Genomic DNA, 13,457 nt, shown 5'->3' with positions numbered 1-13,457 from the left:
GATGGAAACCTTGATCCGTGCTGCCCTGGATCGCAGCCGTGCCACCTTGCTGATGTTTTTATGTTTGGTAGTTGCGGGGCTTGGGGCTTATGTGGCGATTCCCAAAGAAGCCAACCCCGATGTTGCCATTCCCATGATGTATGTCTCCGTGACGCTGGATGGTATCAGCCCGGAAGACGCCGATCGGTTGCTGGTCAGGCCCCTGGAGCAGGAGCTGCGTTCGCTGGAAGGCGTGAAGGAAATGGTATCCATCTCCAGCGAAGGTCATGCGTCAGTCATGCTGGAATTCGATGCCGGTTTTGATGCGCGCCGCGCGCTCCAGGATGTGCGTGAACGCGTCGACGCAGCGCGTTCGTTTTTTCCCACCGAAGCCGATGAGCCACGCGTTCACGAAGTGAATGTTGCATTATTTCCCGTCTTGTCTGTGGCCTTGTCCGGCCCGATTCCTGAAGCTGAATTAATTTATATCGCGCGACGCATCAAACAGGAATTGGAAGCAATTCCCGAAGTGCTTGAAGTTGATGTCGGCGGTGACCGCGAAGATCTGCTGGAGATTGTGGTTCAGCCGCAAGTGCTCGACAGTTATCAGATTGATTACAACCAATTATTTGATCTGGTTTCGCGCAATAATCGTTTGATTGCGGCAGGCAGCCTCGACACCGGCGCCGGTGCCATGCCGTTAAAAGTCCCTGGCGTTATTGAAACCATTGAAGATGTGTATTCCATTCCGGTGAAAGTGGATGGCGACAGCGTGGTGACCTTCGGTGATATCGCGCTCCTGCGGCGCACCTTTAAAGACCCGACCGGCTTTGCGCGAATCAATGGCCAGCCCGGCATTGTGTTAGAGGTGAGCAAACGGTCCGGTGCCAATATCATCGAAACCATCGAAAAAGTGAAAGCCACCATGGAGCAAGCGGGCAATGTGTTGCCCGAGGGCATCGAAGTCAATTACATCATGGACCAATCCAAAGAAGTGGAAATGATGTTATCGGACTTGCTCAATAATGTGCTCACGGCGGTAGTGCTTGTGTTGATTTTAATTATTGCCACCATGGGCCTGCGTTCAGCGGTGTTGGTTGGCCTGGCAATTCCCGGTGCGTTTTTAACGGGCATTTTATTGATCTGGGCGGTGGGCTACACCATGAATATCATCGTGCTGTTTGCGCTGATTCTGGTGGCTGGCATGTTGGTGGATGGTGCGATTGTCGTCAGTGAGTTGGCGGACCGCCATCTTCACGAAGGGCAGAATCCGAAAGAGGCGTGGATCAATGCCGCATCGCGCATGAGCTGGCCGGTGATCGCCTCCACCGCAACCACCTTGTCCGTGTTTTTCCCGTTATTATTCTGGCCCGGCGTTGTGGGCGAATTTATGAAATACCTGCCGGCTACGGTTATTTTGTGTTTGCTGGCGTCGCTGTTGATGGCCTTGATTTTTTTACCGACCATGGGAGCCGTGAGTACCAAAAAGCCCGCGCAGGAAGAGCCGGTCAGCGGCAAGTTTATGGATAACTATCGCCACGCGCTGGCGACGTTGCTGCGTTACCCCGGTTACACCTTTTTGGGTACCCTGGGTTTGATCGTTGTTATTTACGTGGCGTATATGCAGTTTAATCACGGCGTGGAGTTCTTCCCGGACATTGAACCCGAGACGGTGCAGCTTCATGTGCGAGCCCGCGGTGACCTTTCAATTTACGAAAAAGACCGTGTACTCAAACGCATTGAAGAACGCCTTGAAAATTATTCCGAAGTTGAAGCCGTCTACGCGCGCAGTTTTGCCATGCCGGATCAGCAAATGGGTACAGATGTTATTGGGGTTTTGCAATTCCAATTAATTGATTGGCATGAGCGCCGCCGCGCGCAGGAAATTACAGACTCGATGTATGAATCCGTTGATGATATTCCCGGCATCGTATTGGAGTTTCGCGAGCAGGAACAGGGGCCGGGGCAGGGGAAACCGGTTCAATTACGCGTGAGTGCGACTGATCCTGCTTTAATGGATGAAGGCGTGACGCAGGTGCGCAATCTGATGGAGGAAATTGGTGGCTTTGTTGATATTGAAGATGACCGCACCTTGCCCGGTATTGAATGGCGGGTTGAAGTGGACCGCGAAGCGGCGGCGCGGCTCGGTGCTGATGTGCTTACCGTCGGTAATGCGGTGCAACTGGTTACCAACGGCTTGTTGCTGGCGACCTATCGCCCGGAAGATGCAACGGATGAAGTGGATATTCGTGTACGCCTGCCAGGCGACTGGCGCTCCATTGACCAGCTCTCGCGCATGACGGTGAATACCACGCGAGGACAAGTAGCTTTACCCTATTTTGTCGACGTATTGCCCGCACAAAAAACTGGCACCGTGCGGCGCGTTGACAGTATGCGCACGACCACCATCCAGGCAGATATTGCACCGGGAGAACGGCTGGATGCTTTGTTAGATCAGTTGCGAGAAAAATACGACCAATTGCCGGATGGTGTGGAGATAAGAATTGACGGTGAAGACGCTGATCAACGTGAAGCCGCACAATTTTTAATGTCGGCATTTCTCATTGCCATTTTTCTGATGGCGTTGATCCTGATTATCCAATTCAACAGTGTTTATCAAACCATGCTGGTGCTGTCCGCGATTGTATTTTCAACCGCAGGTGTGTTGCTTGGCCTGCTGGTAAATGGCCAGTCCTTCGGTATTGTTATGGTCGGTATGGGTGTTATTGCGCTGGCGGGTATTGTGGTCAATAACAATATTATCTTGATCGACACCTACAATATTTTGCGTCGTGATGGCATGGAGCCTTTTGAGGCCGCACTGGAAACCGGTTGTCTTCGGCTTCGCCCGGTATTGCTTACGGCGGTCACCACCATTCTTGGGCTAATGCCCATGGTGCTGGGTGTCAATGTGAACTTGATAGAGCCCAGTCTTGGCATGGGAGCACCTTCGACGCAATGGTGGACACAACTCTCCAGCGCGATTGCCGGTGGTCTGACCTTTGCGACCCTGCTCACGCTTCTGCTGACGCCGTGTATGTTAATTCTGGGTGCGCGGTTCTTTAAGCGTTGATATCATGCCGGTTCTTTTTTAACGATATTCAATGGATAGAGCAAACATGGCAAGCTTCACACTCGATTTTAAAGTCCGTGATTATGAATGTGATATTCAGGGGATTGTAAACAACGGTGTTTACCAAAATTACCTTGAGCATGCACGTCACGAATTCCTGTTAGGGCGCGGCGTTAATTTCGCCGAGTTGGCAGCGCAGGGCATTAACCTGGTGGTCCTGCGTGCGGAGTTGGATTACAAATGGCCATTAAAAAGTGGCGATGAATTTTATGTGGATGTAGTGGTGGAGCAATCCTCGCGCGTCAAGTTTGATTTTGTGCAGAATATCTATCGCAAGGCGGATAACAAACTGTGCCTGAGTGCACGAATTACCGGCACCTCGCTTAATGAACGCGGGCGGCCTTTTGTGCCTGACGCGGTTGCCGCCTTGTTTGACGCGGCAAGTACCTGAATGTTGCCGGGGTGATTGTCCTCCCTGCTTTCATTTTTTATCCCCATCGGTTTTCATTCAGCCCTGATCCACTGGAAGGTAGCCTGTTTCTGGTGGATTTCGAGTATTTTTCTCGTATCCTCATCTTAATTCATTGAAGATCAGCAACAGGAACTGTTGAAATTGATCTTTTTGCCCGTTATGCTTCATTAATATATATGGATATTCGAATATGTATATATTTAGATGTAACTGAAAACCACAGTGAAGGGCCTATGAATATTCTATCCCCCGACCAATTTGGAAAGTGCCTTGCTGACGAAACGCGCGCCCGTATCGCGCTGTTAGTCTCAGGTGAGAAAGAATTATGCGTATGCGAACTCACCTGCGCGCTGGATGTAACCCAGCCAAAAATTTCCCGTCACTTGGCGCAGTTACGTAACTGCGGTCTTCTGGCAGATCGGCGACAAGGGCAGTGGGTTTATTATCGTTTGCATCCGGATTTGCCTGTTTGGGCAAAAAAAACCTTGAAATTGATGCGCGAAGCCCATGCTGAATGGCTGAACGATAACGTCCAACGTTTAAATGCCATGCATGACCGCCCACAGCGCTGCTGTTGATATGGTTCATTCCAGTTTTGTTATCCAGGCTCACTGATATAAAGGCAATTACAATGGATATTTCACTTCCCAATACTGACCTCGATTTATTGGATGTGCCCTCGGCGGATCAATTAACTCCGAAGGCTCCTTCATCCCACAAACCAAGAATACTACTGCTCTATGGATCAACCCGCCCTCGCTCATTCAGCCGTTTACTGGTGGAAGAGGCCGAGCGCTTGCTACAGCACTTTGGTGCAGAAACTCGCGTATTTAATCCCTCAGGCTTGCCTTTGCCTGATGATGCACCTGACACCCATCCCAAAGTGCAGGAACTGCGCGAGTTAGTGTTGTGGTCCGAAGGGCAGGTGTGGTGTTCGCCAGAGCGACACGGCTCAATGAGTGCCGTATTCAAAGCCCAAATTGATTGGGTTCCGTTGGCAATGGGCGCAATTCGTCCGACCCAGGGCAAGACACTGGCCGTGATGCAAGTCTGTGGCGGTTCGCAATCGTTTAATGTCGTCAATCAGTTGCGTGTATTGGGGCGTTGGATGCGTATGTTCACCATTCCCAATCAATCCTCTGTTCCAAAAGCGTTTCAGGAGTTTGACGAAGAGAGCCGCATGAAGCCATCGTCTTATTACGACCGTGTGGTGGATGTGATGGAGGAGTTGGTGAAGTTTACCTTGCTTTTGCGTGATCGCAGTGACTATCTGGTAGATCGTTATTCAGAACGCGTTGAAACTGCTGAGGCAGTGAGCCGGCGAGTTAACCAATCTTCTATTTGATTTCGAGCGAATCGATATGGGTTTATTTGAGCGGTACTTGTCACTCTGGGTGGCGTTAGCCATTGTTATTGGTGTGAGCCTGGGTAATGTTATTCCAGCGGTGTTTACTCACATTGCCGCCCTGGAATTTGCGCACGTTAATCTCGTCGTTGCGGTGCTTATTTGGGTGATGATCTATCCGATGATGGTACAGATTGATTTTGCTGCGATTAAAAATATCGGCCAGCGTCCGCAGGGATTAGTGTTGACATTGGTGGTGAATTGGCTGATCAAACCCTTCACCATGGCAGCATTAGGTTGGTTGTTTTTCAAGGTTCTGTTTGCCGATTGGGTTGACCCGCAAACCGCACAGGAATATATCGCGGGCATGATTTTACTCGGTGTTGCGCCGTGTACCGCGATGGTGTTTGTCTGGAGTCAACTGACCAAAGGCGATCCGAATTACACCTTGGTTCAAGTGTCAGTCAACGATGTCATCATGGTCTTTGCCTTCGCGCCGATTTGTGCTTTTTTGCTTGGTGTCAGTGATATTCAGGTGCCCTGGATGACACTGCTGATTTCTGTGGTGCTGTATGTTGTCCTGCCATTAGTTGCCGGTGTGGCAACGCGGCATTGGCTGGAGCAGCGCGCCGCTAACAATAGAACACAGCATGTCAGTAGCTTTTTGGCAGTTTGTAAACCTTGGTCGGTATTAGGTTTGTTGCTGACGGTGGTGTTGCTGTTTGGATTTCAGGCGCAGACCATCCTGGTGAAACCCCAGGCGATTTTACTCATTGCCATCCCGTTATTGATTCAAACCTACGGCATCTTTGCCATCAGTTTTATTGCCGCGCGCGCCATTAAATTACCCTATAACATTGCTGCACCGGCTTGTATGATCGGCACCTCAAACTTTTTTGAATTAGCGGTTGCAGTAGCGATTTCCCTGTTCGGCTTACATTCTGGTGCTGCACTGGCAACGGTGGTTGGTGTGTTGGTTGAAGTGCCGGTGATGTTGTCGCTGGTGGCGTTTTGTAATCGAACCCAACATTGGTTCCGAATTATTCCCCTAGACGAAGGAGTAAGTAAGTGAAAAAAATTAAAATTGGTATTAATGGATTCGGCCGTATTGGCCGTTTGGCGTTGCGCGCCTCCTGGCATTGGCCGGAGTTTGAATTTGTGCAGATTAATGATCCGGCGGCTGATGCGGCTACTTATGCACACTTGCTGAAATTCGATTCGGTGCAGGGAATCTGGCCGGAAGATGTGCAGGCAAATGACGGCCATATTGTTGTCAATGGTCAGTCGATAAAAGTGACAACTCAAAAAGCCATTGCAGATACTGACTGGTCCGGCTGCGATGTGGTGATTGAATCCAGCGGTAAGATGAAGTCAGTGGCGGTCTTGCAAGCCTATCTGGATCAAGGTGTGAAACGTGTTGTGGTAAGCGCGCCGGTGAAAGAGCAGGGCGCTTTGAATATTGTGATGGGTGTTAATCATCACTGGTTTAAACCTGCCGAGCATCGTATTGTTACAGCGGCATCCTGCACAACCAATTGCCTGGCTCCTGTCGTTAAAGTGATTCATGAAAAGCTGGGGATACGTCATGGCTCGATTACGACCATTCACGATTTAACGAATACACAATCCATTCTTGATCAGCCACATAAAGATTTGCGTCGCGCACGTGCGTCTGGCTCAAATTTAATTCCTACCACTACCGGGTCTGCAACGGCCATCGCGGAAATTTTTCCGGAACTGCGTGGGCGTTTGAATGGCCATGCCGTTCGGGTACCACTGGCTAATGCATCCTTAACCGATTGTGTCTTTGAAGTTGAGCGTGCAACCAATGTAGAAGAGGTTAATGGTTTTCTGAAAGCAGCAAGTCAGGCCGAACTTAAAGATATTCTGGGTTATGAAGAGCGCCCGCTGGTTTCTACCGATTATTGTGGTGATCCGCGTTCATCTATTGTTGATGCCTTGTCGACATTGGTCATTAATAATACCCAGGTAAAAATCTATGCCTGGTATGACAACGAATGGGGTTATGCCAATCGCACAGTGGAGCTTGCACGCATGGTCGGCCTAGCCAGTTGAGGATTATTCTATGACAACCACAGCAGGTAAGCCGCTGAGTGCCGAGATAAAGCAATATCTGGTGGTCACCGGTAATTACTGGGCGTTTACCCTGACCGATGGCGCCTTGCGCATGTTGGTAGTGTTGCATTTTCACCAGTTGGGCTATAGCCCTTTGCAAATTGCAGCTTTATTTTTGTTTTATGAAATCTTTGGTGTAATTACCAGTTTAATCGGGGGCTACCTCGGCGCACGCATCGGTTTGAACCGCACCATGAATATCGGTTTAGCGTTGCAAGTTGTCGCCTTGTTGATGCTCGCTGTACCTACTACGATGTTGACTGTGGTGTGGGTGATGGCAGCCCAGGCATTATCCGGTATCGCTAAAGACCTCAACAAGATGAGCGCAAAAAGCTCGATTAAATTGTTGGTGCCCGGTGATCAGCAAGGCCAGCTGTTCAAGTGGGTGGCCTTATTAACGGGTTCTAAAAACGCGTTAAAGGGTGTGGGCTTTTTCCTTGGTGGCGCTCTGCTGGCGTTAATCGGTTTTACCGGTGCTGTTGTGGCAATGGCTGCGGTGTTGCTGATTATCTGGCTGGCCAGTTTGATTTTATTGAAAAAAGACTTGGGTAAAGCAAAAGCGAAACCCAAGTTCAGTGCGTTATTTTCCAAAAGCCGCGCTATTAATGTCTTGTCGGCAGCTCGGTTATTCTTATTTGGCGCGCGGGATGTCTGGTTTGTTATTGCCTTGCCTGTATTTCTGAGCAGCCAGCTGGGGTGGGATTTTTGGTGGGTAGGTGGCTTCCTGGCGGCGTGGGTGATTGGCTACGGTATAGTGCAATCGGTTGCGCCATTGCTAATCAAACGATCGCTATCTGCATCACCTGGCGGATCTGAAGCCTTGTTATGGGCAATCGCGCTCACCATTATTCCAGCGGCAATTGCATTAGGGCTGCAAGCGGACCTGCCCACGACAAGTGTATTAATTGGTGGGTTGTTGGCATTTGGTGTGGTCTTTGCGATTAACTCATCGCTGCACAGTTATCTGATTGTCAGTTATGCAAAAGAGGACGGTGTATCGCTGGACGTGGGGTTTTACTACATGGCTAATGCGGCAGGGCGCTTGTTGGGGACGTTGTTATCGGGATGGGTTTATCAGGCGGCCGGTCTTGCAGCGTGTTTATGGGTTTCGTCGTTATTGATTGGCCTGGCTGCGGCGATATCTATCTTGTTGCCCAAGCATCATATCGAATGAAAATATATCAAGCTGCTGATTTATGCTTGGTGCCTTTGAGTGATCCGTAACAAATGTGCAATTAAAATTGCGTATTTTGGTTTCTCCGTAATTACTTAAAGGACAATGGAATGAAAAAGTTAGTAATTTTAATTGGTTTTATGGCGACATTTTGTCATCTGGTCTCAGCTTCTGAAAATCCACTCTTTATTTCAAAGTTAAGTAACCCTTCTGTATATTCTGCCCCGGTCACGCTGAATCAACCTGAGTCAATATGCGGCAATAATGATCTACAGCAGATTGAAGCTTACAACGGCAGCGATGCAGGCCTTGGCTTCGATGTTAACTTTGTTAGCAATGCCGGGCGTTCGGTGGGAGCAATTAAAACCTCTGCTTCCGCCAGTTTAACCGGGTACTGTAGCGGAACACTGGTTGGGAATAATTTATTTCTCACGGCAAGTCATTGTGTCGGTAATGGTACCGTCGGTGATTTTGTGGCTTTTGATTATCAACGTATAGGTGGTACCGGCAGTTATCGTCCGCAACAATTCTTTCAAATTACAGGCGTTGTGGAAGATGGTGTGAGCGCGGGGTTGGATTACGCAGTGTTGTCGCTAAGTGGTAACCCTGGCACTGCGCTTAACTGGCAAGGTTCAGCGTTTGGATGGAAATCGGTTACCCATATCGCGGCAAATAATCTGTTGATTGTGCAGCACCCCAGTGGCGAAGCAAAGCAGGTGGATGCGGGTAGTAACCCGCAATATACCTATAATCGCGTATCTTATTCGAATATCGATACCCGACCGGGATCATCTGGCTCCGGTATTGTGGATAACCATGGACGATTGGTTGGTGTTCATACCCATGGTGGATGCACCGCCTCCAGCGGATCTAATTCCGGCGTAAATATGCAGGCCATTCTCGACGTATCCAACGTTCTGACGGCGGGCTTGCCTCCTGTAGCGTCTTTAACAATTGACTACAACAATGTTCCATTGTATGCGTCTGAGCAGACAGTTTATTTCCGTAACTATAACCTCGACAACGGACCTCATGAGTATTTAGGTTGGAGTATGCTTTCCGGGGCATCCACCCGTATTGAGTACAAGATTGATTTTGGGACTGCGGTAAATGAGCCCGACGTCAATTGGACGTTGTATCAGCATTATGGTGTCAACGTTACAACAGGAAGCCTTGATTTTGCGGTAGGCCCGATCTCTACATCCAACGTTCCCTACCATAACTGCGGGTCTACGTCGCGCTTTTACAGAGTTGATAGAGAGGTGAAGTTGTACCTGCGGGCCAGACATGAAGCAGGTGGTCAAGTGAGTGACTGGCGTTATAGTAGAGCAATTTGTATTCACTATATGCCGTAATATTGCTTCAATGTAAAAATAAGGGGCAGTGATCTGATCACTGCCCCTTATTTTTTAATAGTAGTTAAATAATCATCATTCTGCGCGATAGTGCAAAACAGCGACGTACTGCATGCGCTCTGCTTTTCCTCTTGAGAAGCCCGGGATAAAGCTGGATTTCTTTACCACTTTTTCAACTTCCACAACATCGCGCTTGTTAGTCTTTTGCGCTTCAAGACGTCTGGCGCTGATGACTTTGCCGTTTTCGTCAATCATGGCTAGCACGCGTGTCATGTTTTCTTCGCGGCTGAAAAACGGTAAACCCTCGGCCCAATCATTGCGTTTATAAAGTTCATACCATTGTGGTTGATCCAGGCGTTCTTGCGGGTCAGTGTAGTCATGGCCGTATTTACTCTGCATATAACCCAGGTTGGGCAGCAGCATAATAGGCGGTTGACCGTCCAGCTTGGCGTAGATCACCCGGAATTGCATACGAACGGGGACTTTCTTGTTATCAACCTGTGCCGGAGTAAATTGTCTACCGTTGACGGCTTCGGTGGTTTGATCTCTTAATGAGTCAAAACCTTCTTTCTCAAAACAGACCGCGTTGCTGGTGATGCCGTTTGCATCGACATCCGCCTGGCAATAAACCGCAACGACGGGTTGGTCCGCGGTCAGTTCCGGCATGGTTATCGTTTGTTCGATATAGTTGAGTGTATTGCCAAACTGTGCCGGGACATAAGTTTGCGCGGAGGCGAAATGGGTAAATACCAAAGGCAAGCCTATAATTAAGCTTGTCAGTCCACGGGTAATTTTACGGGCAGTTAATGACTTCATTGCTTTTTCCTCTGATGCATTAGGCATTTTTATATGTTTTGAAAGCGCCAAATCGGGATTAAAGCCGGTAATTTGTGCGTTCTTGTTATAAAGATTAGCATCCGGCCTAGCATGAAAATGTTAATTTATTATGACAAAAAGCCTATTAATGCATTTTTCTATCAATTTTAAGCAAGATTTACAGGCTTTTGCTAAGTGAAATGATGCTTGAGATGTAGATAAGTGCAGGGGGGCTGCGACAACGAGGCAAAAAAAAGCCGCTCGGGGAGCGGCTAACAAGCGGAATTACTTAATCAGCTGTTAAAACTTGTATTGAACGCTAAGGCTCAGATCCTGGCCGCGTTTGGCGTTGTAGATTTCGACCGTTTGCGCATTGCCACTTTCCTCATTGCGCGCTTCGATACTTAAGTCTTGGTCCAGAAGGTTTTTGGCTTTAAATTTCACAGTCAAACTATCGAGTGGATAGAATGAGTAGGTGAAATCCAGCGAGTGGAATGGTTGCTCATAACTGTCCGGTGCGCCATTACGGCCCGCGAAAAACAACCGCTCACTGAACACATTGTATGAGAGGGTTGCCGCATGCATACCGTCCGGTGAGTCGAAACCGAAGATCAAGTTGGTAACTTGGTCAGACGCGCCTTGTAAGGGACGTATTTCATTGGTTGGTGCATCAGCGTTATCCCCGGCAACAAGTTCCTGATCCAGGAATGTGAAGTTACCCTGGATAAAGAAAGGGTCCAGCACTTCAGCGACATCACCCAGGTTCTTCAGGAACTCCAGCTCAACACCGGCAACCTCGGCACTTTCGGCATTGTGGATTTCAGCGGTAATGTTGTCGTCCGTAGCGGCACCTTCGAACAATTCAATCGGATTCACAATATCTTTGTAGAAAAGTGAGACGGTGAAGTTGTCGCCATTGGAAAAAAACCACTCGGCACGCAAGTCGTAGTTATCCATTTGGGAAGGCAGTACATCGCTGTTGCCGTCTACAGCGATGTCAGTAATGGGATCGAAGTAACTGGAGTCAGATATTTCCCGCAAGTCAGGGCGTACTGTGGTTTCGCCAAAGCTCGCGCGCAATTGGAAGTCTTCTGCCCAAAAATCCTGGACCATCCATGTTACGGCGATAGAGTTGTAAAAGTCATCGTCGGTATAGGTGGCGTTCAGGAAATAATCCGCGACCTCATCGGGATCATTGCTGTCGGCACCAGGGAATTGGCTACCGTCATATTTAATGGGGTCCCAAGGCAGGTTTAGTTGCTGATAATCCTCCCAGCGTGAACCGACCACAACACGAAGTGTTTCCTTCCAAGTGACATCAAGGTTACCGAAGGCAGCATTGACTTTGTTGGCCGCAATGTAACTGTTTGCGTTGCCTCCGTTGGTGGCAATCAAGAAACCATTGTCCGCGTTGGCTATATTTTCGTCAGAAAATACATCGCCCAATGGGCCATCGTATATAGATGGGTTGGCACCTGTTGTACTGCCGAGGAAAAATTCCAGCTGCTCGTAAGTACGTGCTTTTTGCCAATAATCGGTACCACCTTGCACTTTGATGCTGAAGTCCGCGAGTTCAAACGGCATGGTCACAGAAATGCCACGGCTTTCTACATTATCGCGCAAGTGAGTGAAACGGAAAGAGCCTGCCGAATTATTACTGGTTTCAACACGACTACTTAATGCTTCACCTGTAGCCGGGTCGGCAACGATACGACTCTTGATGCGAACTTCATTTGGGACTTCAGTGGTGGCTTCACTGTCAGAAATATACCAGTTGACTGACAAACCTTCGAGGAAAGACAGCTTCTCCAGTCCTAAACTGTCAATGGTGTCCCAGCCGAACTCGTGTTCGCCGTGCAATTGGTGAATTTCCATTTCGCGTTGCTCATAGCGGATATCGCTATTACGGTTACCGTCACCGTCAGAAAGAAGGTTATTCGCACTGAAGTAATCCGCAACAGAAACCTCATCGTCCGTGTTGCGTAAAAAGATACTAGTGGTCTCGATTTTGTTTTCAGAGTTCAGTACCAGCCCTAAGCTGAAGTTTCCAGTTAGGTCCACTGAATAAACACTTTCGTCCTCAAACAGTACTTGCTCTTCCGGGTTACCCAATTTGCGCTGGGTAATTTCACTGCTACGCCACTTGCTGTCATAGGCAACGCCTGCAAGAAAACCAATTTCCATTTCGTTGGGCAGATAGTATTTGTTGCCGATATTGATCTCACCTTCAATGTCCGGCTCGCCATTGGTTTCGCGCAGAGAGATTTCACGGTTTAAATCCAACGCTAGATTGCGGTTGATTTCGCTTGCATCCGCTATCGAGCCCAAGCCTCCGATCGTATTGATGTTTGCGGGCGTAAAATCACCCCGATAGGTATCCAGCGCATTTTCAATAGTGGGTGAAAGTTCACGGGAGCCATCATCTTTACCCCAGCGATCATCTGAACCGCCCTTATAAGTCAAAAACTCCGAGGACTCGGTATTCATCCCTGTACCGACTTCAACGGTAAATACAAATTCGTTAGGAATACCCTTAGTTCGAATATCAACGCTACCGCCACCAAAGGCTGCAGGCTTGTTGGCAGAAGGCGCCTTTTGAATTGAGAGGGATTCGACGATAGACGTAGGGAATATATCTAACGGTAGAACGTTGCGTGAAAGATCCGGTGAGGGGACCATTGCACCATTCAGACTGGTACTTGAATAACGCTCACCCAAACCGCGCACGAAAACAAATTTATCGTCAACCAAGGTGACGCCGGGGACGCGGGTTAAAGCGATTGCAACTGTTGAGTCACCTACGCGACCAATCTGTTCAGAGCCGATAAGATCTGCAGCGACGGCTTCTTGCATCCGCTCCATCACAACGCTCTGAGCACCGGTTTGCAGACGTCCCTGAACGATCATTTCTTCAAGTATCGGCGGCGCGACTATGCTTGGCGCAGCGTTATCATCCTGTGCATGCACCACGGAACTGATGGTCATGCTGAGTAGGCTCACCGTGAACCCGGTGAGGAGCGGGTGATTGCTATAACGTTTTGTGTTCATCTGACTGACCTGTTTTGTCAACTTAACGAGCTGCCTAACAGAAAGGGCGCCGTAAGGCG

10 protein-coding genes are annotated in these 13,457 nt (G+C 48.9%); 8 read left to right on the top strand and 2 right to left on the bottom strand.

Annotated elements, in window-relative coordinates:
* The first annotated feature begins 1 nt into the window (after nucleotide 1).
* The 8 genes from CBR65_RS04480 (at nucleotide 2) to CBR65_RS04445 (ending at nucleotide 9,534) form a co-directional block, all read left to right on the top strand.
* A complete protein-coding gene (locus CBR65_RS04480; protein ID WP_087465744.1) occupies nucleotides 2-3,052 on the top strand; it encodes an efflux RND transporter permease subunit in 3,051 nt (1,016 codons plus the stop codon).
* A 46-nt stretch (nucleotides 3,053-3,098) separates the two neighbouring features.
* Nucleotides 3,099-3,503: a thioesterase family protein gene (locus CBR65_RS04475; protein ID WP_087465743.1), complete on the top strand. Its 405-nt coding sequence runs from the start codon at nucleotides 3,099-3,101 to the stop codon at nucleotides 3,501-3,503.
* 254 nt (nucleotides 3,504-3,757) lie between these two features.
* Complete coding sequence (locus CBR65_RS04470) at nucleotides 3,758-4,102, top strand: metalloregulator ArsR/SmtB family transcription factor (RefSeq protein WP_087465742.1); 345 nt, start codon at nucleotides 3,758-3,760, stop codon at nucleotides 4,100-4,102.
* 53 nt (nucleotides 4,103-4,155) lie between these two features.
* On the top strand, nucleotides 4,156-4,869 hold the full coding sequence (arsH, locus tag CBR65_RS04465) for an arsenical resistance protein ArsH (protein WP_087465741.1): 714 nt from the start codon (nucleotides 4,156-4,158) through the stop codon (nucleotides 4,867-4,869).
* A 16-nt stretch (nucleotides 4,870-4,885) separates the two neighbouring features.
* Nucleotides 4,886-5,941 carry an ACR3 family arsenite efflux transporter gene (arsB, locus tag CBR65_RS04460; RefSeq protein WP_087465740.1) on the top strand — a complete coding sequence of 352 codons (1,056 nt, stop codon included), beginning with the start codon at nucleotides 4,886-4,888 and terminating at the stop codon, nucleotides 5,939-5,941.
* On the top strand, nucleotides 5,938-6,945 hold the full coding sequence (locus CBR65_RS04455) for an ArsJ-associated glyceraldehyde-3-phosphate dehydrogenase (RefSeq protein WP_198300875.1): 1,008 nt from the start codon (nucleotides 5,938-5,940) through the stop codon (nucleotides 6,943-6,945). The genes arsB and CBR65_RS04455 overlap by 4 nt, the downstream gene beginning before the upstream one ends.
* A gap of 10 nt (nucleotides 6,946-6,955) precedes the next feature.
* The gene (arsJ, locus tag CBR65_RS04450) at nucleotides 6,956-8,179 is read left to right on the top strand and encodes an organoarsenical effux MFS transporter ArsJ (protein WP_087465739.1); all 1,224 of its coding nucleotides are present in this window, start codon (nucleotides 6,956-6,958) and stop codon (nucleotides 8,177-8,179) included.
* Nucleotides 8,180-8,289: 110 nt separating this feature from the next.
* Entirely contained in the window at nucleotides 8,290-9,534 is a 1,245-nt protein-coding gene (locus CBR65_RS04445) for a serine protease (protein WP_087465738.1), read from the top strand.
* A 75-nt stretch (nucleotides 9,535-9,609) separates the two neighbouring features.
* On the opposite strand, the gene CBR65_RS04440 is transcribed toward CBR65_RS04445, so the two are convergent.
* Both CBR65_RS04440 and CBR65_RS04435 read right to left on the bottom strand, forming a co-directional pair.
* The gene (locus tag CBR65_RS04440; RefSeq protein ID WP_157671975.1) at nucleotides 9,610-10,401 is read right to left on the bottom strand and encodes a hypothetical protein; all 792 of its coding nucleotides are present in this window, start codon (nucleotides 10,399-10,401) and stop codon (nucleotides 9,610-9,612) included.
* 249 nt (nucleotides 10,402-10,650) lie between these two features.
* Entirely contained in the window at nucleotides 10,651-13,398 is a 2,748-nt protein-coding gene (locus CBR65_RS04435) for a TonB-dependent receptor domain-containing protein (protein ID WP_087465736.1), read from the bottom strand.
* Nucleotides 13,399-13,457: the final 59 nt, after the last annotated feature.

It is taken from the genome of Cellvibrio sp. PSBB006 (genome assembly GCF_002162135.1).
In the GTDB taxonomy this organism is placed as follows: Bacteria; Pseudomonadota; Gammaproteobacteria; order Pseudomonadales; family Cellvibrionaceae; genus Cellvibrio.
Note: the sequence above shows the minus strand (reverse complement) of the source record. Positions and strands in the feature narration are given on the sequence as shown.

Excerpts from the sequence above, each read along its gene's own strand:
- CBR65_RS04475 (WP_087465743.1), top strand. The coding sequence starts at position 3,099 with ATGGCAAGCTTCACACTCGATTTTAAAGTCCGTGATTATGAATGTGAT.
- CBR65_RS04435 (WP_087465736.1), bottom strand. The coding sequence starts at position 13,398 with ATGAACACAAAACGTTATAGCAATCACCCGCTCCTCACCGGGTTCACG.
- arsH (WP_087465741.1), top strand. The coding sequence starts at position 4,156 with ATGGATATTTCACTTCCCAATACTGACCTCGATTTATTGGATGTGCCC.
- CBR65_RS04445 (WP_087465738.1), top strand. The coding sequence starts at position 8,290 with ATGAAAAAGTTAGTAATTTTAATTGGTTTTATGGCGACATTTTGTCAT.
- arsB (WP_087465740.1), top strand. The coding sequence starts at position 4,886 with ATGGGTTTATTTGAGCGGTACTTGTCACTCTGGGTGGCGTTAGCCATT.
- arsJ (WP_087465739.1), top strand. The coding sequence starts at position 6,956 with ATGACAACCACAGCAGGTAAGCCGCTGAGTGCCGAGATAAAGCAATAT.
- CBR65_RS04470 (WP_087465742.1), top strand. The coding sequence starts at position 3,758 with ATGAATATTCTATCCCCCGACCAATTTGGAAAGTGCCTTGCTGACGAA.
- CBR65_RS04480 (WP_087465744.1), top strand. The coding sequence starts at position 2 with ATGGAAACCTTGATCCGTGCTGCCCTGGATCGCAGCCGTGCCACCTTG.